Raw genomic sequence first — 20,742 nt, 5'->3', positions numbered from 1 at the left:
ACAGACGGTTGACGTTGAAGGCCGGGGTCTCGATGGGGCAGCCCGCATCGACGGCCGCCACGCGCGACAGATAAGCATCCTTGGTGTCGGTGGGGATCACATTGCCCATGACCACATGGCCTACGGTGTCGGCCGCAATGCCGGCGCGCTCAATGGCGGCCTTGACCACGGTGGTGGCCAGCTGGGTGTTGGGTACGTCCTTGAGTCCGCCACCAAACGTGCCTATGGCGGTACGGGCGGTGCTGACGACGAAGATGTCTTTGGTGCTCATGCTCTGTGTCTCCTCCATTGCGGCGCAATGGCAGCGCGGGCTGCGAAGGTGAGCCCGTCAAACAGAACATTTTGCAGTACTTGAGTTGTTCAGCACAATCACCTGTGTGCCAGCCCGCGCCACCAGAGCTGTTAAAGCCCTGGGCTATGCTGCAGCGTTGTTTCGAGGCACCGACCGTCTTGGAGCCGGGGAGGATGCGATGTCTGCGCTGGCCAGATCGTCGAGGATGGGGCAGTCGGGCCTGTCATCGCCATGGCAGCAGTGCACCAGGGTCTGCAGCGTGCGTTGCATGGACTGCATGGCGGCAATGCGCTCGGTCAGCACGGCAATGTGTTTTTGCGCAATGGCTTTGACCTGGCTGCTGGCGCGGCCCTGGTTGTGCCACAGGCCGAGCAGGGTGCCGATCTCTTCCATGGAAAAGCCCAGATCGCGGCCGCGGCGAATAAAGCGCAGAGTATGTACATCGGTTTCGCTGTACTGGCGGTAGCCGCTGTCCGTACGATGCACGGGGCGCAGCAGACCCTGGGCCTCGTAATGGCGCACCATGCGGGCCGACACTCCGGCGCGGCGTGCAGCCTCGCCTATCACCACAGGCCAGTTCTGAGCACTTTTAGCAGGAGAGTGGGGGCTAGGCATGAATCGTCCTAAAAAAACGCGCCAGCGGCCTTTTTCAGGGCTTGCCGTGCCGCTGGCGCTGGGGTGGGCTGTCAGGTGCTTAGGCGACCTTGTAGCCTTCTTCGGCAATGGCGGCCGACAGGGCTTCGCGGCTGGCGCTGCTGTCCACTTCCACGCGGTTGGCGCTGCGGTCGATCTTGATCTGGGCCTGTGCGTCCACGCCCTGGATGGCGTTGGTCACAGAACGCTCGCAGTGGCCGCAGGTCATGCCTTGAACTTCAAAAACTTGTTGCATACATAGCTCCTTAAACGGTAAGCCACCGGGCTGGTGGACTCCTTGGCTTGAATCATCAACTTTGACATCATGGCAAGGTCAAGCCGGGCACAAGACGCTGTTGCCAGCGGGGTTGATCTGACGCAACAAAGCTTTCTCGCACTCAGACATTGCCCGCGTGGCAGTGGCCTGCTGCTCAGAGTACGCAGTTCCCGATATGAACATTTCCCTAGTTTCTGACAAGCTGAAACAATTTGTGTTTCTAGTGTAAAAGACAGGTCGCGGCCGATACGAGCCAAGACAAGAGGGAGCTTTGATGAATATGTTGGGAATGATGCGCGGCTTCACCATACGCACGCGCATGCTGGGCGCCATTGGCGTGGTGATGGTTTTACTGGGTCTGCTGGGCGGGGCCGGCATGCTGGGCATGTTCCGCATCCAGAGCCTGAGCCAGGATTTCATGAGTGGCCCCTATGTGAAGATGGGACACATGGCCCAGTTGCGCAGCGAGCTGGGTAGCGTGCGCGCCTCCGAGAAGGACATGATCATCCAGTACGAGCGCCCCGAGGAAGTGCGCAAGGCCTATGAGCGCTGGGCGGCCTTGATCGAGCAGACCAAGACCACGCTGGGCCGCTTTACGAGTGACCGGGATGCTCAGGACGATGTGCTTGCCGAAAGCATCATCACCCGCATCGACAACTACCGCAAAGCGTTCGAGCCGGTGGCCCGCCAGCTGGAGGCCGGAGGTTATGACTCGGCCACCATTGCCAACCGTACCAGTGCCAAGGCTCTGGCCGAGGTGATGGAAGCTGAAAAGCTGCTGGCCCAGCTCGATCAGATGCTGCATCAGCTGTCGGATGTGCAGGCTGCTGGCGAGCAGGAGGTGGCCAGGCAGACGCGCTGGCTGTTCATCGGAGCCGTGTTGCTGACTCTGTTGGTGGTGATTCCGCTGACGTTGCTGAACATGCAGTCGATCTGCGCGCCGCTGGTGAGTGCACGCCAGATGGCTTTGACGATTGCCAATGGCGATCTGTCGCAAAAGGTGGCGGTGACGGGCAAGGACGAACTGTCCGATCTGCTGCGTGCCCTCGATCAGATGCAGCAGGGCTTGAGCACCATGGTGATTCAGGTGCGCGATGCCAGCAGCAATATCGCAACTGCCAGCCAGGAGATTGCCACCGGTAATCAGGACCTGTCGGCCCGCACCGAGCAGACGGCCAGCAATGTGCAGGAAACCGTGGCTTCGCTGTCCCAGCTGACGGCCACGGTGCAGCAGACGGCCGCTTCTTCCCAACTGGCCAACCAGCTGGCTTCGTCGGCATCGGGGACGGCACAGCAGGGCGGTCAGATCGTGGGCCGGGCCGTGGTGAGCATGCAGCAGATTTCCAGCTCCAGCCGCAAGATCGGCGACATCATCGGGCTGATTGATTCCATCGCCTTCCAGACCAATATCCTGGCCTTGAATGCCGCCGTGGAAGCGGCTCGCGCCGGAGAACAAGGCCGAGGCTTTGCCGTGGTGGCCGCCGAAGTGCGCAGTCTGGCCCAGCGCTCGGCGCAGGCCGCCAATGAGATCAAGGGCCTGATCCACACCAGCGGACAGGCCGTGGACGGCGGCGTGCGCGAGGTGGAAGACGCCGGCAAGACCATGAAGGAAATGGTGGAGAGCGTGCAGCGCGTGGGCGACATCATTGGCGAGATTTCCGCAGCTGCCAGCGAGCAGTCCATGGGCATCGGCCAGGTCCATCAGGCCGTGGGCGATATCGAACGCATGACGCAGCAAAATGCCGCGCTGGTGGAGGAGTCTGCGGCCGCCGCCCAGTCGCTGCGCGAGCAGGCTTCGCGATTGGCGCAACTGGTCAGCCAGTTCCGTGTGGCCGCAGGGGCTGAACTTGCGCCCCTGCGTTCGGCGCGCGGCTCCATGCCCGCACCGCGCCCGGGGCTGGCACCTGCTTCGCTGGCCGATCGCAGCCTGACGGCCCAGAAAGAGCAGCCTTGGCTTGAGCAGTTCTGAGCTGAATCAAGCACCATGAAAAATTGCTATACGAATAGAAGCTGATGGCGCATTGTTTTCATGCCTTATCAGCCTTTTCAGGCAAGAAATTTTGTCTCAGGCTGCTGCGGGATAGTCGGTATAGCCGTCTGCTCCGCCGCCGTAAAAGCGGCTGCTGTTCCAGGCGTTGAGAGGCAGGTTCGCGCGCAGGCGGTGCACCAGATCGGGGTTGGCAATATAGGCTTTTCCAAAGGCCACCATGTCGGCGTAGCCGCTCTCCACGGCCTGCATGGCCAGCTGGCGGTCATAGCCGTTGTTCACCATCCATGCGCCCTGGCCGCCGGCATCGCGGTAGGCGGCCTTGAGGGCCGAGTAGTCGAAGGGGCGCTCGTCAATCACGCGCGGGCCGCCGGTGGCACCTTCGATCACATGGATATAGGCCAGGCCCAAGGGTGCCAGCTGACGCACCAGATACTCGAACAGGGCTTGCGGATGGGCATCATCAATATCGTTGGCGGGTGTGACCGGAGAAATGCGGATACCGACCTTGCCGCTGCCTATGGCATCGGCGACGGCGCGTGTGCATTCCAGCATCAGGCGAGCGCGGTTTTCCATGCTGCCGCCGTAGTCGTCGGTGCGCGAGTTGGTGCTGCTGCGCAGAAACTGGTCCAGCAGATAGCCGTTGGCCCCGTGCAGTTCCACGCCGTCAAAACCGGCGCTTTCCACGGCCGCGAGGGCGGCCTGGGCGAAGCTGCGAACAATGCCTGGCAGCTCTTGCTGCCGCAGCGCACGCGGCACTGAGGTGGGCACAAAACCGGCTTCACCGGTTTCGCGGTTGATCACATAGGTTTTGGATTTTGCCGCCACATCCGTGGGGCCTACAGGCGCCTGGTTGTCGGGCTGTACCAGGGTGTGCGAGACGCGGCCCACATGCCACAGCTGGGTGACGATGCGCCCGTCCTGGCGGTGCACGGCATCGGTGACCTGCTTCCATGCCTTGAGCTGCTGCTCGGCATACAGGCCGGGCACATCGGCATAGCCCTGGCCCTGGGCGCTGACGGCCGTGCCTTCGCTGATCAACAGACCCGCCGTGGCACGCTGGGCGTAATAGGTGCTCATCAACGCCGTAGGCACGGCATTGGGTGCGCGGTTGCGTGTCAGCGGCGCCATGGCAATGCGGTTGGGCAAGGTCATGGATCCGGCGGTAATGGGGTCGAACAACGAGGTCATGCAGAGCTCCAGAAGACAAAAAAGCCCGGTGATCAACACCGGGCTTTTCAGTTTGCGCGTGCTTGAAAAAGCTTACTTGAGCAGGCCTTCTGCCTTCATCGCTGCCTGCACGGCTGGGCGGGCCAGCACGCGTTCGCGGTAGGCCAGGATATGCGGCAGACCCGAGATGTCCAGGCCCACAAACTGGGCCCAACCGGTGACGGTGAACAGATAGGCATCGGCCACGCTGAACTGGTCGCCCATCAAGAATTCCTTGTTGCCCAGTTGCTCATCCACCCAGGTCAGGCGTTTGAGCACGTTGGCACGCACCACAGGCTTGAAGTCATCGGGAGTCGCGGGGTTGAACAAGGGGGCGAAGCCCTTGTGCAGCTCGGTGCCGATGAAGTTGAGCCACTCCTGCAGGTGGTAGCGGGCCATGGTGCCGTTGGCGGGTGCCAGATTCTTTTCTGGCGCCTGATCGGCCAAGTATTGGACGATGGCCGGACCTTCGTGCAGCGTGTCTCCGTTGTCGAGCACCAGAAAGGGCACATAGCCCAGCGGATTGATGCTGTAGTAGTCCGTACCATCCTGCAGCTGGTGGCTCTTGGTGCTGGCGAGAATGGCTTCATGCGGCAGACCTGTTTCGTGCAACACGATATGCGGAGACAGGGAACAGGCGCCAGGGCTGTAGTAAAGCTTCATGTCGAGTGGCTTTCTTTCAGTTGAAAAGACAAGCCTCCATGCTAAACCGTAAGCATGTCGTCTGCATGCCTGGCTCAGGAGGCCGTAGTCTGCAGCCGGTCTGCGGCCCACAGCACTTGTTCAATCAGGGCTTGCATGCCGGAGATATCCTGGCTTCGGGTCAGCTGTGCTTGTGCGTCAAATGCATCGGCCGCATGTGCTACCGCATGGCTGCGCGGGGCCAGCCAGCACTGCAGATTGAGTAGCAGAGGGGCCAGGTGCGATTGGGCGCGCAGGCCGCCCAGGCCTCCGGGCGAGGCACTGGCCATGCCGACCACGGTATCGCGAAAAGGCAGCACGCCATCCGACCATTGCGCATCGCCTTTGATCGGGCTGGAGGCCCAGTCGATGGCGTTCTTGAGCAGGGCGGGATAGCTGCCGTTGTACTCGGGGCAGCAAATGATCCAGGCCGCATGGCGGTGCAGAATCTGCTTGAGGCGGATCACGTCGGCGGGAGTGCCCTGTGCCTCCAGGTCGGCGTTGTACATGGGAATATCGAAGTCCGACAATTCCAGCAGGCTCACTTGCGCGCCCAGTTGCGTTGCCATCTCCGCTGCGGCCTTGGCCAGTTTGCGGTTGTACGAGTCCTGGCGGGTACTGCCCGCAAAAATCAGTATTTGCATGCCAGCCATTGCAGCACAGGCAGTACGCATTTTTCCTGCTTCAAGTGCCGTATCAGGGCAAGTGCTAGGTCAAGGGTTCCAGCGGCTGTTTCACGTGAAACAGGGCTGCAGACCCCTGGCAGGGCATTGTTGGTCCATTGGTGGGAAAATTGCGGGCTCCCCGCTGGGCTGGGCATCTGTACGAAGGATGTTCGTCCGCCATGAGAGCCGAAGCATGGGCGCTTCGTTGCGGGGTCCAAGGGCCGGGCGTGGCCCGGAGCAAGAACATGTTGTACCCACAGGAATTTGATGTGATCGTGGTCGGTGGCGGCCATGCCGGCACCGAGGCCGCGTTGGCGGCTGCGCGCATGGGCAGCAAAACGCTGCTGCTTACCCACAATATCGAAACCCTGGGGCAGATGAGCTGCAACCCCAGCATCGGCGGTATTGGCAAAGGCCATCTGGTCAAGGAACTCGATGCTTTGGGCGGCGCCATGGCGTTGGCCACGGACAAGGGCGGCATTCAGTTCCGCATTCTCAACAGCTCCAAAGGCCCGGCAGTGCGCGCCACCCGGGCCCAGGCCGACCGCATTCTGTACAAGGCAGCCATTCGCGAGATGCTGGAGAACCAGCCCAATCTCTGGCTGTTCCAGCAAGCGGTGGATGATTTGATGGTGGAGGGCGACCGCGTGGTGGGTGCTGTCACCCAGGTGGGCATACAGTTTCGCAGCCGTACTGTGGTGCTGACGGCCGGCACTTTTCTCGATGGCAAGATCCACGTCGGACTGAACAACTACGCTGCAGGCCGTGCCGGCGATCCTCCAGCCGTGAGCCTGTCGGCCCGTTTGAAGGAACTGAAGCTGCCCCAAGGGCGCTTGAAGACCGGTACGCCTCCGCGCATTGACGGCCGTTCCATTGACTTCAGCCAGTGTGACGAGCAGCCAGGCGACGGCATGCCAGGCGGCGTGAACGAGGGCGAAGTGCCCGTGTTCAGCTTCATGGGCGATGCGGCCATGCACCCCAGGCAAATGCCATGCTGGATCACGCATACCAATGCGCGCACGCACGAGATCATCCGCAGTGGCTTTGACCGCAGCCCCATGTTCACCGGCAAGATCGAAGGCGTGGGCCCGCGTTACTGCCCCAGCGTCGAAGACAAGATCAACCGTTTTGCCGACAAGGAAAGCCACCAGATTTTTCTGGAGCCCGAAGGCCTGACCACCAACGAGTTCTATCCCAACGGGATCTCGACCAGCCTGCCATTTGATATTCAGTACGATCTGGTGCGCTCCATGAAGGGGCTGGAGAATGCCCACATCCTGCGCCCCGGCTACGCCATCGAGTACGACTACTTCGATCCGCGCTCGCTCAAGAGCAGCTTCGAGACAAAGCAGATCCAGGGTCTGTTCTTTGCTGGTCAGATCAATGGCACGACGGGCTATGAAGAGGCCGCAGCCCAAGGTCTGTTTGCCGGCCTGAACGCGGCGCTGCAGTGCCGAGGCGAAGGTCCATGGACGCCCGGGCGTGACGAAGCCTATCTGGGCGTGCTGGTGGACGATCTGATCACCAAGGGCGTGACCGAGCCCTACCGCATGTTCACCAGCCGTGCCGAGTTCCGTCTGCAGCTGCGTGAAGACAATGCCGATATGCGCCTGACGGAAGAGGGGCGCAAGATGGGCCTGGTTGGCGACGAGCGCTGGGAAGCGTTCAGCCGCAAGCGCGATGCTGTTTCACGTGAAACAGAACGCCTCAAATCCACTTGGGTGAACCCACGCATTGTTTCGGCCCAAGAGTCCGAGCGCGTGCTGGGCAAAGCCATGGAGCGGGAATACAACCTGTTCGATCTGCTGCGCCGTCCCGGTGTGGACTATGACAAGCTCATGAGCCTGAATGAAGGCAAGTACGCCTCGGCCGATGTACAGCCGCAAGTGCTGGGTGGCCTCAGTGCCTCGGTGATCGAGCAGGTGGAGATTACGGCCAAATACTCCGGCTATATCGACCGCCAGAAAGACGAAGTCGAACGGGCTTCGCATTTCGAGAAGCTGCGTCTGCCGCTGGACTTTGATTACATGCAGGTGGCGGCTCTGTCTTTCGAAGTGCGTCAGACGCTGCAAAAGCACAGGCCCGAGACTCTGGGTCAGGCTTCACGCATTTCGGGCGTGACGCCTGCTGCCATCTCCCTGCTCATGGTCCACCTCAAAAAAGGCGGCTTCAAGGGCTTTGCTGCAAAGAATGAAGAGGCCGCTGCATGAGCCAGGCATTGCGCACCCAACTGGAAGCCGGCGTTGCCAGCCTGCAACTGGAGCTGACACAGACCCAGATCGATCTGCTGATGAGCTTTCTCGATCTGCTGCAAAAGTGGAATCGGGTCTACAACCTCACTTCTGTGCGTGATCCGCAAGAGATGCTGACTCACCATCTGCTCGACAGTCTGGCCGCCGTGCCTGCGCTGCTGCGCCATGTGAAGACGCTGCCAGTGCAAGAGGGCCAGCGTCTGCCCTTGCTGGATGTGGGCTCTGGCGGCGGTCTGCCCGGTGTGGTGTTCGCCATCTGCTGCCCGCAGATCGATGTGAGCTGCGTGGACACCGTGGGCAAGAAAGCTGCCTTCATTCAACAGGTGGCGGCATCGCTGCGCCTGCCCAATCTGCATGGCATTCACGACCGGGTGGAGAACCTCAAGACGCTGTATCCCGTGATCAGCTGCCGGGCCTTCGCCTCGCTGCTGGACTTCACCACCTGGTCGCGCAAGGCGCTGGCGGCCGATGGCATCTGGTTTGCCATGAAGGGCAAGCACCCCGAAGAAGAGATGGCAGCCCTGCCTGCCGACGTGAACGTGTTTCACGTGGAACCTTTGCAGGTGCCGGGCCTGGATGTAGAGCGCTGCGTGGTCTGGCTGCGCGCTGCGGCCTGACTTTTTACAAACGTTTATCGGCCGCATCTCCGTGCAGGGGGTGCGCAGGTAACGGCCCTCGCATAAACTCCATGTTTTCCATCGCGCAGGGTTTGAATGTTTGGCATCTCTGATTACGGTGCGTTTGTTGCGGCAGTCACCGTTTTTTTGCTGATTCCTGGGCCGGGCAACCTGGCTCTGATCACTTCCACAGGCAAAGGCGGCGTGCGCGCCGGCATGGCGGCCTGCTTCGGGGTCATTGCCGCAGACCAGGTGCTGATGTGGCTGGCGGTGGCCGGGGTCGCTGCCGTGCTGGCCGCCTATCCCGCCGCTTTTCATGCCGTGCAGTGGATTGGCGCCGCATACCTAGCCTGGCTGGGCTACAGACTGCTCACCGCCAAACCCGGTGACGCCCCGCCGATACAGATCCAGCCGCGCCAGTACTTTCGCCAGGGCGCCTTGATCACCTTGATGAACCCCAAGGCCATTGTTTTCTATATGGCTTTCTTCCCCATGTTTGTGGACCCCGCCCATCATCAAGGCCTGCTGACCTTTGGCGTGATGGCAGCCACCATGGCCTTCATCACTTTCATTTACAGCGCCATCGTCGTGACGCTGACCCGGCTGCTGGCAGATCGCCTGCGTGCCAATCCTGTGGTGGTGAAGTGGCTGGAAAAAACAGCTGGTGTGTTTTTGATCGGTTTTGGCCTCAAGCTGGCCTCCAACTAAAAAGTGAAATCCATGGCCAAAATTTTCTGCGTTGCCAATCAAAAGGGTGGAGTAGGCAAGACCACGACCACGGTCAATCTTGCAGCCGGTCTGGCCAAGGTAGGCCAGCGCGTGTTGCTGATCGACCTGGATCCGCAAGGCAATGCCACCATGGGCTCGGGCGTGGACAAGCGCGCACTGGAGCTGACGGTGTACGACGTGCTGCTGGAGAATGCCTCCATCCAGGAAGTGGCGCTCAAATCCGAGCAGGTCGGCTATGACGTGCTGGGCGCCAACCGCGAGCTCTCGGGTGCCGAGATCGAACTGGTCTCGCTGGAGCGCCGCAACGAGCGACTCAAGGGCGCGCTCCAGGTGGTCGAGGCCGACTATGACTTCGTGCTCATCGACTGCCCACCCTCGCTGTCCATGCTGACGCTCAATGGCCTGTGCTCGGCCCATGGCGTGATCGTGCCCATGCAGTGCGAATACTTTGCGCTGGAAGGTCTGACCGACCTGGTCAACACCATCAAGCAGGTGCATGCCAACATGAACCCCGATCTGCAGATCATCGGTCTGCTGCGCGTGATGTTCGATCCGCGCACCACGCTGCAGCAGCAGGTCAGCGACCAGCTCAAGGAGCACTTTGGCGACAAGGTGTTCGATACCGTCATTCCCCGCAACGTGCGTCTGGCCGAAGCGCCCAGCTATGGTCTGCCCGGTGTGGTGTTCGATGCTTCGGCCAAGGGCAGCAAGGCCTTCATCGAGTTTGCCGAGGAAATGGTGCGCCGCATCAAGAAGATGTGAATGTTTCACGTGAAACTGGCCTCACCCTCTTATCCATCAAGCGTAGGCAGCTATGACATCTGATGCATTGAATCCTCAGGATGTCTGGCTGCTGCCCGGCTGGCAGAACTCCGATGACGGCCACTGGCAAAGCCTGTGGCAGCAGCGCTACGGCTACCAGCGCCTGGAGCAGCACAACTGGCAGCATCCGCTGCGCGGTGACTGGAGCATTCGCCTGCAAGAAACCGTGCTGGACGCGCCGCGCCCCGTGACCTTGGTGGCCCATAGCCTGGGCTGTGTTCTGGTGGCCTGGTGGGCCGCGCATTCCCAGGCCGCCAAGACCCGCGTGCGTGGCGTGTTGCTGGTGGCCCCCGGTGATACCGAGCAGGACAGCCTGCGTGCTGCCGTGCCGGGCTGGTCGCCTGTGCTGCTGCAAACACTGCCCTTCCCGTCGATACTGGTGGCCAGCGAGAACGACCCACATTGCTCTCTGGAGCGTGCCCAGGCCATGGCCCAGGGCTGGGGCAGCCGTCTGGTGAATGCAGGCGCAGCAGGCCATCTCAACACGGCCAGCGGATTAGGACTCTGGGACAGCGGCCACGCGCTGCTGCACACCCTTTAAGGAAAGATCAAGCAATGGTGACAAAGAAGCCCAAGGGCTTGGGACGCGGCCTGGAGGCCCTGCTAGGCCCCAAGGTCAGTGAAAAGGACGATACCGGCGCCAAGGCGCAGGCCAGCCTGCCCAGCGTGTTGTCGCTGGAGGTGATGGTGGCCGGCCAATACCAGCCGCGCACGCGCATGGATGAAGGCGCGCTGTACGAGCTGGCCGAGAGCATCAAGGCCCAGGGCATCATGCAGCCGATTTTGGTGCGCCAGCTGGTCAAGGGCAGCAACGCGGGCAAGTACGAAATCATTGCCGGCGAACGCCGTTTCCGCGCTGCCCGTCTGGCCGGTCTGGCCGAGGTGCCGGTGCTGGTGCGCGAAGTGCCGGACGAAGCCGCTGCCGCCATGGCGCTGATCGAGAACATTCAGCGTGAAGACCTCAATCCGCTGGAAGAGGCGCAAGGCCTGTCGCGTCTGGTCAAGGAATTTGGCCTCACGCACGAACAGGCGGCTCAGGCCGTGGGCCGTTCGCGTAGCGCCGCCACCAATCTGCTGCGCCTGCTGAATCTGGCCGAGCCCGTGCAGACCATGCTGATGGCCGGCGATATCGACATGGGCCATGCGCGTGCACTGCTGACGCTGGACCGCGCCACGCAGATCACGGCCGGCAACCAGATTGCGGCCAAGAAGATGTCGGTGCGCGAGGCCGAATCGCTGGTCAAGAAGATCGGTGCCGAGTTCAGCCTGACGCGCCAGAACGTCAAGAAAGACGGCAAATCTCGCGACGTCAAGCGCGTGGAGGAAGAGCTGTCCGATCTGCTGACGGCCGAGGTGGAAGTGCGTATCAAGAAGACGGTGCGCCGCCACGGCAAGACCCAGGAGCTGGGCGAGATCGCCATCCAGTTCGGCTCGCTGGACGAGCTCAACGGTCTCATCGAAAAGCTACGTGGCCAAGCCTGAACGTTTGATCACGCCGCGGCAGGTGCTGCGGCAATGGGAGCCGCAGGACTTCCCGGCATTCGCGCAGCTCAATGCCGACCCCGAAGTCATGCGCTACTTTCCTGCCACGCTGGACAGACAGGCCAGCGACGCCTTGGCCGCCCGCTGCCAAGCCTTGATTGCCGAACGCGGCTGGGGCTTCTGGGTGGCAGAAGACATTGCTTCGGGCCGCATGGCGGGAATGATTGGTTTGCATATTCCGACGGCGGATCTGCCTTTTTCGCCTTGCGTGGAAATTGGCTGGAGGTTGGCCAGGCCGTTCTGGGGCCGAGGTCTGGCGACCGAAGGGGCGCAAGCCGCGCTGGATTTTGGTCTGAACGTCTTGCAGCTTGAGGAGATCGTGTCGTTCACGGCGGTGCAGAACCTGCGGTCTCAGGCCGTGATGCAGCGCCTGGGAATGCAGGCCGATGCCAAGACCTTTATGCACCCGGCCCTGCCGGCGGACCATGCTCTGGCTGAGCATTGTCTCTACCGCATACGCCCTCGCTGAGGGATCAAAAAAGAGCATCCCAAGGGATGCTCTTTTTGCATCGGCACAAGCCGCTTCAGTCTCTGTAGCCCGGATCAATGCGATCGAGTTTGCGCAGCAGCGCAGGCCAGGCAAACTGCCCGCCCAGGCCGCCGGTCTGCACCTGCATGGCATGGGCCACGCCTTCAATGATTTGCGGATTCACCTGCGTCAGCTCGCTGCCGCCGGACTGGGCGGCAAGCTGGATCTGGCAGGCGGACTCGAACACATACATGGACAGAAAAGCGTCGGCAATCGTGGCGCCGCAGGTCAGCAGGCCGTGGTTGCGCAGCATGAGAAAGTTGGCCGCGCCCATATCGGCTTGCAGGCGCGGTGCCTCGGCTTCGCGAAAGGCCACGCCTTCGTAGTCGTGATAGGCCAGAGAGGCCAGGACAAAAGTGCTTTGCTGGCTGATGGGCAGCACACCGTTTTTCTGTGCCGCCACGCCCACGCCGGCCCGGGTGTGGGTGTGCAGCACGCATTGCACATCGGGGCGCACGGCATGCACGGCGCTGTGGATGACGAAGCCGGCCGGGTTCACGGGAAACGCGGACTCCATCAGCTTGTTGCAATCCATGTCCACCTTGATCAAGGACGAGGCCGTGATTTCGTCAAACATCAGCCCATAGGGGTTGATCAGAAAATGGTGCTCGGGGCCGGGCAGGCGGGCGCTGATGTGGGTGAAGACCAGATCGCTCCAGCCGTATTGCGCCACCAGCCGGTAGCAGGCGGCCAGATCCACGCGCAGCTGCCATTCTTCGGGGCTGACCAGATGCTGCACGCTGGGAATGTTCAGGCAAGTGGAAGTCACGGCTTGTCTCCTTCATTGTGGTGCTCATCAATGTAGGGATTCGGCGCGCCTGAGTCTGTTGATTAGGTGACAGAGAGGCCTATAAAAAAAGGAGCTGGCAGCGCCAGCTCCTTTTGGGTTTCAGCATTGAAGCGGTCTGTAATCGAGCAAAGACCGGCGCAAGCCGCTATCCAACTCGTATTACTTTACTTGGCCGCGCGAGAAGTCCTGAATCATGCGGGCGGCCAGGTACAGGCGCGGCGCAATGGTGTTGATCTGCACATACTCGGCATCGTTGGAGTGGGCGCCATAGCCCGAGAGGCCAAAGCCTTCGATCACGCCGCCCTTGGTCTTGAGCGCTGCAAACGCGGCATCCGTGCCGCCGCCGGTGGCGGTTTCCATGACCTTCATGGGCAGCTGCAGCTCCTTGTCGTAAATGCCCTGGGCATGCTTGGCCAGCTTGCGGGCCGTGTCATTGGCCTCCAGCGGTGGGCGGCGAACTTCGAACTTCAGCTCTACCTTGCTGGCGGACAGCAGCTTGTTGGCTATCTTGTCGCGCATGGCTTTTTCCAGCGCCGTGAAGTCTTCCACGCGCAGGGCGCGGGCATCGGCCTGAGCGGTCGATTCTGCGGGAATCACATTGCGGTTGGTGCCGGCCTTGGACACTGTCCAGTTGAGCTTGAGGCCTTGTTCGGGCTTGGACAAATCCTTCATCTGCAGGATCTGGTGCGACAGCTCGTACAGCGAATTCACACCGTCCTCGGGCTTGGCGCCGGCGTGCGAAGACTTGCCCAGTACCTTCAGATAAGCAGATCCGATGCCGCTGGTTGCCAGGCGCAGGCTGCCGTCGGTGCCGCCGCCCTCGAACGAGAACACGGCGTCCTGCTCAGCACCCATACGGGTGATGGTGCTGCGTGCGCCGGGCGAGCTGATTTCCTCGTCACCGTTGATCAGCACGGTCAGGGTGCCGAAGTCATCGATGCCCAGGGCCTTGAGCAAGGGCATGGTGTGCAGAATCAGCGCCACGCCTTGCTTGTCGTCGGCAATGCCCAGGCCGTAGGCCTTGTCGCCGTCGATGCGGAAAGGCTGATCCTTGATCATGCCGGGCAGATACACCGTGTCCATGTGGGCGATCAGCATGATGCGGCTCTTGCCCTTGCCCTTGAACTCGGCATGCACCATGGGGCCGATCTTCTCGGGTGTGTCGTCCAGGCGGTACACGTCCGTGGGCGTGATGACTTCCACCTTGCCGCCCTGGGCGCGCAGCTTACCGGCAATGTATTCGGCAATCTTCTTGACGCCTTCCACATCCTTGCTACCGGATTCGATATGCACCAGATCGCGCAGCGTATCGAGCAGCGGTTGCTGCTCTTTTTGCGCCAGCTTGAGCATCTCGCCCTGGGGCGCGGCATGGGCTGCGCCAAAGGCCAGAGCCAGTGCCAGAGGGGTGGCGCGAAAGAGGGTGCCAGCTGCCGAGGCAGCGCGATTCGAATTCCAACGCATAAGGAATATGTCTCCTGTCAGGGTAGAAGGGTGGCTTGATGTGCTTTGCTTTTGATAGTGCACAAGCCAGTCTTTGCAAGGGCTGTGTGTTGCCTTGACCTGTTGCAGCTTAGCAGCCGCGCTCATGCGTCGGCGGCTGGATGAATCAGGGTAAACACGGGAAATTGCGACGCCATGAAAAAAGCCCTGCGGGCTGGGCACGCAGGGCTTTGGGGAATCCGCCAAGGCTGTCAGGCCGCGGCCATGGCGATCTTGCTTTTCTTGCTCACGCCGTCGCCCACGATGACGGCAGACACCACAGACAGAGCCAGCGCAATCGCCGAGCCGTAAAACACGGTGTTGTTCATCTGGTGGTCCAGCATGTAGCCGAACACGGGGGCGGCCAGGCAAAAGCCCAGATCCAGACCCGAGTACACCGTGCCGTACACGCGGCCCGTAGCGCCAGGAGGCGCAGCGCGCTTGATCAGCATGTCGCGCGAAGGGCCGGCCAGGCCGGTGCCTAGACCGGCGAGGGAGGCCACGACCACGGCCACCATGCCGGGCAGCCAGCCGGTGCCCACGATGAGCAGCAGCAGGGCCGAGCCCAGCATGCAGATGGAGATTACCTTCTCCAGTCTTTGCACGCGGCCCACCAGAAAGCCGCCCACCACCATGCCTGCTGCACCGCACAGCATGTATCCGGTCACGATCAGCGCCGTCACGCTCAGCGGCAGGCCGTACATGGCCTGCATGGCGGGGCTGGCAAAGCTTTGGATGGCGCTCAGGGCGCAGGTGCTCCAGAAGAAGAAGGAAAAGCACAGCCACACCGACGGCAGCTTCATGAAGGCCATGGGGTGCTCCTGGGATGCGGCGGCAGCGCCGGCCGCCGTCTTGGGCGCAGCAGCGGCATCCGCAGGGGCGGCACGGTCATCGAGCGCATCGCGGTTGAGCACCATGATGACCAGCACCGCCAGGGCCCACAGGGCGCCGCAAAAGCAGGCCGTGCGCCAGGAGCCGGTGGCGGTGGTGATGCCGGCCATGAACAGCGGCGCCAGCGCCCAGCCGATGTTGCCCGACAGGCCGTGCACCGAGAACGCATGGCCTATGCGCTGCTGCGACACGCGCTTGTTGAGAATGGTGAAGTCCACAGGGTGGAAGGGCGCATTGCCCAGGCCCGCAAAAAAGGACGCCGCCAGCAGCATGGAGTAGCCGGTGGCGGTGCTGGCAATCAGACCGGCCACGGCAAAGCTGCCGAGCGCGGCAAACAGAATGGGGCGGGCACCAAAGCGGTCCACCGCAAAACCGGCCAGGGCCTGGCCCGTGCCCGAGACGATGAAGAACAGCGAAACCAGCACGCTCAGCTCGGCATAGCTATAGCCGAAATCCTTGATCAGCCAGGGAAACAGCGGCGGCAGCAGCAGGTGGAAAAAGTGCGAGGAGCCATGGGCCAGACCGATGAGGCTGATGGTGCGCACATCGCTGCGCACCGTGTCTGGCGCCTGGTTTTGAAGTGTTGTGGAGGCGGGGCGGTTCATATGACGCATCTTAGGCAGACAGGTGTCGTCTTGTATGCGATAGTCTGCCAATTACTATCGTGAACATGCCAAGCATCTCCACTGAGCCGCTGCGGGCCGGCAAGGCCACGGCTTATGTCGATACCATTACGCCCCACCTCTATGTGCCCACGGCGCAAAGGCCGGTGCGTGCCAAGTGCCGCTGGCTGGAGATGGACACCCAGGTCAAGCCCCACAGCCATCCCTGGGCGCAGCTGGCGATTTCCAGCACGGGCACCATCCGGCTCACGGTGGCGCAAGGCACGTTCATCGTGCCGCCTTCCCGGGCGCTGTGGGTGCCGCCCGGCATAGAACACGCGGTGACCATGGTGGACAGTGCCGATCTGCGCACCATGTACTTCTACCAGACCGACGGACGTTGCGGCCCCGACGTAGGGCCGCAGGAAGAGGCGGCCTGGCGCCAGTGCCGGGTGCTCAATGCCTCGGCCCTGCTGCGTGCCGTGGCACGCGAGCTGCCCACGCTGCCCGATGACAGCCTGAACCTGTCCGAGCAGGACAGGGCGCGCGAACACCATCTGAGCGCCTTGTTGCTGGACGAGCTGCGCCGTGCCAGCGCCGTGCAACTGGGCGTGAACCTGCCCAAGGACAAGCGCCTGCGCCTGCTGTGCGAGGCCGTGCTGGCCGACCCTACGCGCTATGTGACGCTGGAGGACTGGGCCCGCGATACCGGAGCCAGCCCGCGCACCGTGGCGCGCTTGTTCAAGCAGGAGCTGGAATGCACTTTCACCCACTGGCGCCAGCAGGTGGTGCTGGCCCATGCGGTGAGTCTGGCGGCACGCAACTGGCCGATTCAGCGCATTGCCGCAGAACTCGATTACAGCCCCAGCGCCTTCAGCGCCATGGTGCGCCGCACCGTGGGCATGCCGCCGGCGCGCTTTTTTGGCATGCATGCGCAAAGTCTGTAGCTGCTGGTGCTTTATCTGATTTGATCTCAGGCCTGTTCATTGCTGAACAGACTGAATTGCATGCGCATGTCGCTTTGCAATTGATAGCAAAAATGCCAAGCAGAAAAAATCTTTGCGCCAGCATGGAATGAAAGCGGCTGCTGTGCGCTCTTTAGCTTCATGATCTCCTCCGCCGAGTCACGCTACAACCAATGGGTGCGCGAGCACTATCGCTTTCTGCTGCGCAGTGCCTGGGCGCTGACGGGCTCGCGCGCCATTGCCGAGGATGTGGTGCAGGACTGCTTTACCAGTGCCTGGCGCTTTCGCAGTCAGCTGCGCGACCCCTCCATGGCGCGGGCCTGGCTGTTCCAGATCATGCGCCGCCATGCGTTTCGCCACTTTGATCCGGCGCAGCATCAGGCCCAGAGCCAGGAGGCCTTGAGCGAGGAAGCCGTGAACCACCACGAAGCGCTGGACGTGCAGCTGGATGTGGTCAAGGCCCTGGCCCGCATTGCTCCGATTCACCGCGAAGTGCTGGTGCTCTACTACTTTGACGACATGGCCACGGCCCAGATGGCCGAGGCGCTGGATATTGCACCCGGCACCGTGCTCTCGCGCCTGGCGCGGGCGCGGGAAGCGCTCAAGACCGCTTTGCAAGAGCCTGCACGTACCGTCACCACCCCGACTTCTGCCGCCAGCGTGATACCGCTGCGAAAGCGCATTCCATGAACTTCAACGATCGCCCTGACGACACGGCTTTTGACCTGCGTGCGCGGGCCGAGCTGGCGCTGGCTTTTGCGCCCGACGAGCCGCCTGCTCATCTGCTGCGCCACACGCCCTGGTATGCACGCCGCGGTCTGCAAATCCTGCTGGCTGCGGTCATCGTGTCCAGTACCGCCCTGGGCAGCGTGCTGGCGCTGCGCCCGCCTGAGATGGTGCGCTCGGCCATAGAGCATGAGTACTACGAACGCACGCTGCGTGGCAACTTCATGGCCGAGGCCGAGATCGCCCGCCACCTGGACTGGCCCACACAGCAAAAGCTGCCGGGCTTCACCCAGCTGATGCGACCCTGCGATATCGACGGCGCGCGGGCCTACCACCTGACCACTTTTTTTGAAAAAGGCGGCATCGTCACCGTCTTGGCCTTTGACCAGCCCCTGCACCTCCCTGACGGCCAGGGCTGGTGGGCCAATACCTATTGGCAGGTGGTGCGCTCACGCGAAGGCCGCCCCCTGGTACTGATTGCCCAGAAGAAGCAAGCCCTGGCCGTGGCCTCACGGGTGCTGGGCCAGACCAGCAGCTGAATCCCGGTTTTTGCCCCGTTCCTTCACCACGATAAAGAGGAGACATTCCATGCCACAAACTTCCACTTCCTTGCCGCGCCGCCGCCTGCTGACAGGCAGCGCCAGCGCGCTGGCCGCCGTAGGTCTGGCCAGCTTTCAAAGCCATGCACTGGCCCAGGCCGCCCCTGCGGCAGCTCCGGCCGCCAAGCCGCTGCCCGGCTTTGCCAGCTTCAAGAATGCGGATGCCGTCATCGTGCACAGCAGCACGACGATCGAGACCAAGCGCTCCGCTTTCGGCACCAGCGTGATCACACCCAGCAACCAGCTGTATGTGCGCAACAACCTGCCCACACCGCCCGAATCGATTGTGGCCGACCGCGATGCCTGGCAGGTGCAGATTGCCGGCGTCAAGCAGCCCCGCCAGCTGACGGTGCGCGAGCTCAAATCCATGGGCCTGGAGACGGTCACCATGGTGCTGCAATGTTCGGGTAATGGTCGTGGCTTTTTCCCCAGCAAGCCCAGCGGTACGCAGTGGACGGTCGGTGCTGCCGGCTGCGTGGTCTGGAGCGGCGTGCCCGTGCGTGAAGTGGTCAAGGCCCTGGGCGGTGTGGCCGATGGTCTGGCTTATATGACCGGTACAGGCGGCGAAGTGCTGCCCGCAGGTCTGGACCCCAAGAGCGTGATCGTGGAGCGTTCGGTTCCCGTGGCAGCCATGCAGGATGCGCTGCTGGCCTGGGAGATGAATGGCGAGCCGATTTCCCTGGCCCACGGCGGCCCGCTGCGCCTTATCGTGCCCGGCTACACCGGTGTGAACAACATCAAATACATCAAGCAGCTGGCCTTTACCGCCAAGGAGAGCGAGGCCCACATCATGTCGCACGGCTATCGCATCTCCCCGCCCGGCAGCAAGGGCGACCCCAGCCAGCCTTCGGTGCAGGAGATGAGCGTCAAGTCGTGGATCAACAGCCCTCTGCCCGAAGACGGCGCTCAGGCTCCCGGCCTGGTGCAGATTCATGGCGTGGCCTTTGGCGGCATGAACGGCATCAAGGGTGTGGAAGTCTCCACCGATGGCGGCAAGACCTGGAAGGCTGCGCGCCTGGTGGGGCCCGATATGGGCAAGTACGCCTGGCGTCAGTTCGTGCTGCAGGCCCAGCTGCCCAAGGGCAGCCATGTGCTGGCCAGCCGCGCCACCGACGACAAGGGCAATGTGCAGCCCGAAACCCGTGGCGAAAACCAGAGTGGCTACAACAACACCAGCTGGGCCGATCACGCCGTGACGGTGAACGTCGCCTGAGACTTGACTTGAGAATGCGCCCCGGGCCTGGTGCCGGGGCGTTCCGTATTTGACTGATTGCGCCCCATAAAAATGATGAAGCACACCTACACTCTCGCCGCCCTGTTGTTGACTGCCATGAGCGGCGCGGCCCAGGCCGATGAAGCGGCCCAGCTGGCCCGCGGCAAATCGCTGTTCACCACGGCCACGCCGGCTTGTGCCCTATGCCACACGCTCAAGGATGCAGGCGCCGAAGGCGCCATCGGCCCGGTGCTCGATGAGTTGCAGCCTGACGCCGCCCGCGTGGCGCGTGCGCTCAAGGATGGCATTGGCGCCATGCCTTCCTTCAAGGCCACGATGAGCGAGGCCGATATTGCCGCGGTGGCTCTTTACGTGAGCCAGGCCAGCCGCGCCAAGTAAACGCGAGCTTGCGGTCAGGCTTTGCGTGTGGTTTGCAAGGCCTGATCTTCGCCATCCAGCGGTATGGCATACACGCGTACGCAATGCCTTCCCGGCCCCTGGATCTGCGCCGTGGGCTCCACGCCGGGCAGGGCAAAATCCAGACTCACCAGCCAGCTGCCGGGCTGCATTTCCGTGGCGGCCTTCATGGCCGCGCGGCCCATGCTCTCGGGTCGTTGAAACAGATAGACCAGCTGATAAGGGCTCCAGTCGGCCAGCCAGATATCGCCGCGCCGCACGCGGGCAAAACGGCAGCGCAGCGCACACAAAGCCGTCAGCGGCCAACTCCACTCCAACCCCTGCAGACGGGCTCCGGGAAATGCGCTGTGCAGGGCGATGAGGCCGTCGCCCATGCCGCAACCGGCATCCAGCACCAGCGCGCCTTCAGCCAGTTCGATATGCGCGGGCAAGCCTTGCAGCGCATCGCGTGGCGTGGGAAACACCGGTGCATCGCGCCAGGCATTGAGCGGATAGACCAGCAGCAACAAGGCCAACGGCAGCAACCAGCCCCAGGCCGGAATGGCGTCGGCAGAGTGCACCAGAAACGACAGCGGAAAACCCGCTGCAATCATCAGGCGCCGCCACCAGCTGCTGCCCCATAGGCTGGCCGCCGTGCTGACCGCACAGGCCAGCAGCAAGGCAGCCCACCAGGCAAACAGCTGCGCACCCAGCAGCAACAAGGCCCAGGCCAGGGCCCAGGTGAGCAAGGCCGGCAAAGGCCAGGGAAGAGCGCGCAGACGCTGAAGAAGGAGAGCAGCCATAGTGGCCGATGGTGCATCAAGTCACGGGCGCTAAAGCCTGGAT

The 20,742-nt window shown here is 62.4% G+C and carries 23 protein-coding genes; 13 read left to right on the top strand and 10 right to left on the bottom strand.

Features of this window, described 5'->3' with window-relative positions:
* The 3 genes from ACNAZA_RS13095 to ACNAZA_RS13085 all read right to left on the bottom strand — a co-directional run.
* The coding region (locus tag ACNAZA_RS13095) for a thiolase family protein (protein ID WP_462936553.1) at nucleotides 1-271 on the bottom strand (271 nt) is incomplete at its 3' end.
* Nucleotides 272-415: 144 nt separating this feature from the next.
* Entirely contained in the window at nucleotides 416-907 is a 492-nt protein-coding gene (gene cueR / locus ACNAZA_RS13090) for a Cu(I)-responsive transcriptional regulator (RefSeq protein WP_415797000.1), read from the bottom strand.
* 79 nt (nucleotides 908-986) lie between these two features.
* On the bottom strand, nucleotides 987-1,181 hold the full coding sequence (locus ACNAZA_RS13085) for a heavy-metal-associated domain-containing protein (RefSeq protein WP_120970553.1): 195 nt from the start codon (nucleotides 1,179-1,181) through the stop codon (nucleotides 987-989).
* 295 nt (nucleotides 1,182-1,476) lie between these two features.
* On the opposite strand from ACNAZA_RS13085, the gene ACNAZA_RS13080 reads away from it, so the two are divergent.
* Complete coding sequence (locus ACNAZA_RS13080) at nucleotides 1,477-3,171, top strand: methyl-accepting chemotaxis protein (protein WP_415796999.1); 1,695 nt, start codon at nucleotides 1,477-1,479, stop codon at nucleotides 3,169-3,171.
* A 96-nt stretch (nucleotides 3,172-3,267) separates the two neighbouring features.
* On the opposite strand, the gene ACNAZA_RS13075 is transcribed toward ACNAZA_RS13080, so the two are convergent.
* The 3 genes from ACNAZA_RS13075 to ACNAZA_RS13065 form a co-directional block, all read right to left on the bottom strand.
* The gene (locus ACNAZA_RS13075; protein WP_415796998.1) at nucleotides 3,268-4,380 is read right to left on the bottom strand and encodes an alkene reductase; all 1,113 of its coding nucleotides are present in this window, start codon (nucleotides 4,378-4,380) and stop codon (nucleotides 3,268-3,270) included.
* A gap of 72 nt (nucleotides 4,381-4,452) precedes the next feature.
* A complete protein-coding gene (gene gstA, locus ACNAZA_RS13070) occupies nucleotides 4,453-5,061 on the bottom strand; it encodes a glutathione transferase GstA (protein WP_415796997.1) in 609 nt (202 codons plus the stop codon).
* Between the two features lie 74 nt (nucleotides 5,062-5,135).
* Complete coding sequence (locus tag ACNAZA_RS13065) at nucleotides 5,136-5,732, bottom strand: NADPH-dependent FMN reductase (protein WP_120965454.1); 597 nt, start codon at nucleotides 5,730-5,732, stop codon at nucleotides 5,136-5,138.
* 257 nt (nucleotides 5,733-5,989) lie between these two features.
* On the opposite strand from ACNAZA_RS13065, the gene mnmG reads away from it, so the two are divergent.
* From mnmG to ACNAZA_RS13030, 7 genes are all read left to right on the top strand, one after another.
* Complete coding sequence (gene mnmG / locus ACNAZA_RS13060) at nucleotides 5,990-7,954, top strand: tRNA uridine-5-carboxymethylaminomethyl(34) synthesis enzyme MnmG (protein WP_415796996.1); 1,965 nt, start codon at nucleotides 5,990-5,992, stop codon at nucleotides 7,952-7,954.
* Nucleotides 7,951-8,613 carry a 16S rRNA (guanine(527)-N(7))-methyltransferase RsmG gene (rsmG, locus tag ACNAZA_RS13055; protein ID WP_415796995.1) on the top strand — a complete coding sequence of 221 codons (663 nt, stop codon included), beginning with the start codon at nucleotides 7,951-7,953 and terminating at the stop codon, nucleotides 8,611-8,613. Before mnmG ends, rsmG begins: the two co-directional genes overlap by 4 nt.
* Before the next feature lie 96 nt (nucleotides 8,614-8,709).
* The gene (locus ACNAZA_RS13050; RefSeq protein ID WP_415796994.1) at nucleotides 8,710-9,321 is read left to right on the top strand and encodes a LysE family translocator; all 612 of its coding nucleotides are present in this window, start codon (nucleotides 8,710-8,712) and stop codon (nucleotides 9,319-9,321) included.
* A 12-nt stretch (nucleotides 9,322-9,333) separates the two neighbouring features.
* Nucleotides 9,334-10,104, top strand: a complete 771-nt coding sequence (locus tag ACNAZA_RS13045) for a ParA family protein (RefSeq protein ID WP_415796993.1) — start codon at nucleotides 9,334-9,336, stop codon at nucleotides 10,102-10,104.
* A gap of 52 nt (nucleotides 10,105-10,156) precedes the next feature.
* Entirely contained in the window at nucleotides 10,157-10,705 is a 549-nt protein-coding gene (locus ACNAZA_RS13040) for an RBBP9/YdeN family alpha/beta hydrolase (RefSeq protein WP_415796992.1), read from the top strand.
* A gap of 14 nt (nucleotides 10,706-10,719) precedes the next feature.
* Nucleotides 10,720-11,646 (top strand): ParB/RepB/Spo0J family partition protein, encoded by a 927-nt coding sequence (locus ACNAZA_RS13035; protein ID WP_120965467.1) that lies wholly within the window; start codon nucleotides 10,720-10,722, stop codon nucleotides 11,644-11,646.
* Nucleotides 11,633-12,175 carry a GNAT family N-acetyltransferase gene (locus ACNAZA_RS13030; RefSeq protein WP_415796991.1) on the top strand — a complete coding sequence of 181 codons (543 nt, stop codon included), beginning with the start codon at nucleotides 11,633-11,635 and terminating at the stop codon, nucleotides 12,173-12,175. Before ACNAZA_RS13035 ends, ACNAZA_RS13030 begins: the two co-directional genes overlap by 14 nt.
* A 55-nt stretch (nucleotides 12,176-12,230) precedes the next feature.
* Here the strand turns inward: ACNAZA_RS13030 and ACNAZA_RS13025 are convergent, their stop codons facing one another.
* From ACNAZA_RS13025 to ACNAZA_RS13015, 3 genes are all read right to left on the bottom strand, one after another.
* Nucleotides 12,231-13,004, bottom strand: coding sequence for a class II aldolase/adducin family protein (locus tag ACNAZA_RS13025; RefSeq protein ID WP_415796990.1), 774 nt, complete (start codon nucleotides 13,002-13,004; stop codon nucleotides 12,231-12,233).
* Nucleotides 13,005-13,184: 180 nt separating this feature from the next.
* Nucleotides 13,185-14,486, bottom strand: a complete 1,302-nt coding sequence (locus tag ACNAZA_RS13020; RefSeq protein WP_415796989.1) for a M20/M25/M40 family metallo-hydrolase — start codon at nucleotides 14,484-14,486, stop codon at nucleotides 13,185-13,187.
* A 230-nt stretch (nucleotides 14,487-14,716) separates the two neighbouring features.
* Nucleotides 14,717-16,000 carry an MFS transporter gene (locus ACNAZA_RS13015; protein ID WP_415796988.1) on the bottom strand — a complete coding sequence of 428 codons (1,284 nt, stop codon included), beginning with the start codon at nucleotides 15,998-16,000 and terminating at the stop codon, nucleotides 14,717-14,719.
* Between the two features lie 65 nt (nucleotides 16,001-16,065).
* Here ACNAZA_RS13015 and ACNAZA_RS13010 point away from each other — a divergent pair, with 65 nt between their 5' ends.
* The 5 genes from ACNAZA_RS13010 (at nucleotide 16,066) to sorU (ending at nucleotide 19,899) form a co-directional block, all read left to right on the top strand.
* Complete coding sequence (locus tag ACNAZA_RS13010; protein ID WP_415796987.1) at nucleotides 16,066-16,944, top strand: AraC family transcriptional regulator; 879 nt, start codon at nucleotides 16,066-16,068, stop codon at nucleotides 16,942-16,944.
* Nucleotides 16,945-17,103: 159 nt separating this feature from the next.
* On the top strand, nucleotides 17,104-17,652 hold the full coding sequence (locus tag ACNAZA_RS13005; protein WP_415796986.1) for an RNA polymerase sigma factor: 549 nt from the start codon (nucleotides 17,104-17,106) through the stop codon (nucleotides 17,650-17,652).
* On the top strand, nucleotides 17,649-18,227 hold the full coding sequence (locus ACNAZA_RS13000) for a hypothetical protein (RefSeq protein WP_415796985.1): 579 nt from the start codon (nucleotides 17,649-17,651) through the stop codon (nucleotides 18,225-18,227). The genes ACNAZA_RS13005 and ACNAZA_RS13000 overlap by 4 nt, the downstream gene beginning before the upstream one ends.
* A gap of 49 nt (nucleotides 18,228-18,276) precedes the next feature.
* Complete coding sequence (gene sorT / locus ACNAZA_RS12995; protein ID WP_415796984.1) at nucleotides 18,277-19,500, top strand: SorT family sulfite dehydrogenase catalytic subunit; 1,224 nt, start codon at nucleotides 18,277-18,279, stop codon at nucleotides 19,498-19,500.
* 72 nt (nucleotides 19,501-19,572) lie between these two features.
* Entirely contained in the window at nucleotides 19,573-19,899 is a 327-nt protein-coding gene (sorU, locus tag ACNAZA_RS12990; RefSeq protein ID WP_415796983.1) for a SorU family sulfite dehydrogenase c-type cytochrome subunit, read from the top strand.
* 14 nt (nucleotides 19,900-19,913) lie between these two features.
* On the opposite strand, the gene ACNAZA_RS12985 is transcribed toward sorU, so the two are convergent.
* Nucleotides 19,914-20,699 (bottom strand): methyltransferase domain-containing protein, encoded by a 786-nt coding sequence (locus ACNAZA_RS12985; RefSeq protein WP_415796982.1) that lies wholly within the window; start codon nucleotides 20,697-20,699, stop codon nucleotides 19,914-19,916.
* Nucleotides 20,700-20,742: the final 43 nt, after the last annotated feature.

Source organism: Comamonas aquatilis (assembly GCF_965139575.1).
GTDB lineage: Bacteria > Pseudomonadota > Gammaproteobacteria > Burkholderiales > Burkholderiaceae_C > Comamonas > Comamonas aquatilis.
The sequence above is the reverse complement of the archived record's forward strand: the minus strand, read 5'-3'. Positions and strand labels throughout refer to the sequence as shown.

Bases quoted from the DNA above. Each gene is read 5' to 3' on its own strand.
- cueR (WP_415797000.1), bottom strand. From the start codon at position 907: ATGCCTAGCCCCCACTCTCCTGCTAAAAGTGCTCAGAACTGGCCTGTG.
- ACNAZA_RS13085 (WP_120970553.1), bottom strand. From the start codon at position 1,181: ATGCAACAAGTTTTTGAAGTTCAAGGCATGACCTGCGGCCACTGCGAG.
- ACNAZA_RS13080 (WP_415796999.1), top strand. From the start codon at position 1,477: ATGAATATGTTGGGAATGATGCGCGGCTTCACCATACGCACGCGCATG.
- ACNAZA_RS13075 (WP_415796998.1), bottom strand. From the start codon at position 4,380: ATGACCTCGTTGTTCGACCCCATTACCGCCGGATCCATGACCTTGCCC.
- gstA (WP_415796997.1), bottom strand. From the start codon at position 5,061: ATGAAGCTTTACTACAGCCCTGGCGCCTGTTCCCTGTCTCCGCATATC.
- ACNAZA_RS13065 (WP_120965454.1), bottom strand. From the start codon at position 5,732: ATGGCTGGCATGCAAATACTGATTTTTGCGGGCAGTACCCGCCAGGAC.
- mnmG (WP_415796996.1), top strand. From the start codon at position 5,990: ATGTTGTACCCACAGGAATTTGATGTGATCGTGGTCGGTGGCGGCCAT.
- rsmG (WP_415796995.1), top strand. From the start codon at position 7,951: ATGAGCCAGGCATTGCGCACCCAACTGGAAGCCGGCGTTGCCAGCCTG.
- ACNAZA_RS13050 (WP_415796994.1), top strand. From the start codon at position 8,710: ATGTTTGGCATCTCTGATTACGGTGCGTTTGTTGCGGCAGTCACCGTT.
- ACNAZA_RS13045 (WP_415796993.1), top strand. From the start codon at position 9,334: ATGGCCAAAATTTTCTGCGTTGCCAATCAAAAGGGTGGAGTAGGCAAG.
- ACNAZA_RS13040 (WP_415796992.1), top strand. From the start codon at position 10,157: ATGACATCTGATGCATTGAATCCTCAGGATGTCTGGCTGCTGCCCGGC.
- ACNAZA_RS13035 (WP_120965467.1), top strand. From the start codon at position 10,720: ATGGTGACAAAGAAGCCCAAGGGCTTGGGACGCGGCCTGGAGGCCCTG.
- ACNAZA_RS13020 (WP_415796989.1), bottom strand. From the start codon at position 14,486: ATGCGTTGGAATTCGAATCGCGCTGCCTCGGCAGCTGGCACCCTCTTT.
- ACNAZA_RS13015 (WP_415796988.1), bottom strand. From the start codon at position 16,000: ATGAACCGCCCCGCCTCCACAACACTTCAAAACCAGGCGCCAGACACG.
- ACNAZA_RS13010 (WP_415796987.1), top strand. From the start codon at position 16,066: ATGCCAAGCATCTCCACTGAGCCGCTGCGGGCCGGCAAGGCCACGGCT.
- ACNAZA_RS13005 (WP_415796986.1), top strand. From the start codon at position 17,104: ATGATCTCCTCCGCCGAGTCACGCTACAACCAATGGGTGCGCGAGCAC.
- ACNAZA_RS13000 (WP_415796985.1), top strand. From the start codon at position 17,649: ATGAACTTCAACGATCGCCCTGACGACACGGCTTTTGACCTGCGTGCG.
- sorT (WP_415796984.1), top strand. From the start codon at position 18,277: ATGCCACAAACTTCCACTTCCTTGCCGCGCCGCCGCCTGCTGACAGGC.
- sorU (WP_415796983.1), top strand. From the start codon at position 19,573: ATGATGAAGCACACCTACACTCTCGCCGCCCTGTTGTTGACTGCCATG.
- ACNAZA_RS12985 (WP_415796982.1), bottom strand. From the start codon at position 20,699: ATGGCTGCTCTCCTTCTTCAGCGTCTGCGCGCTCTTCCCTGGCCTTTG.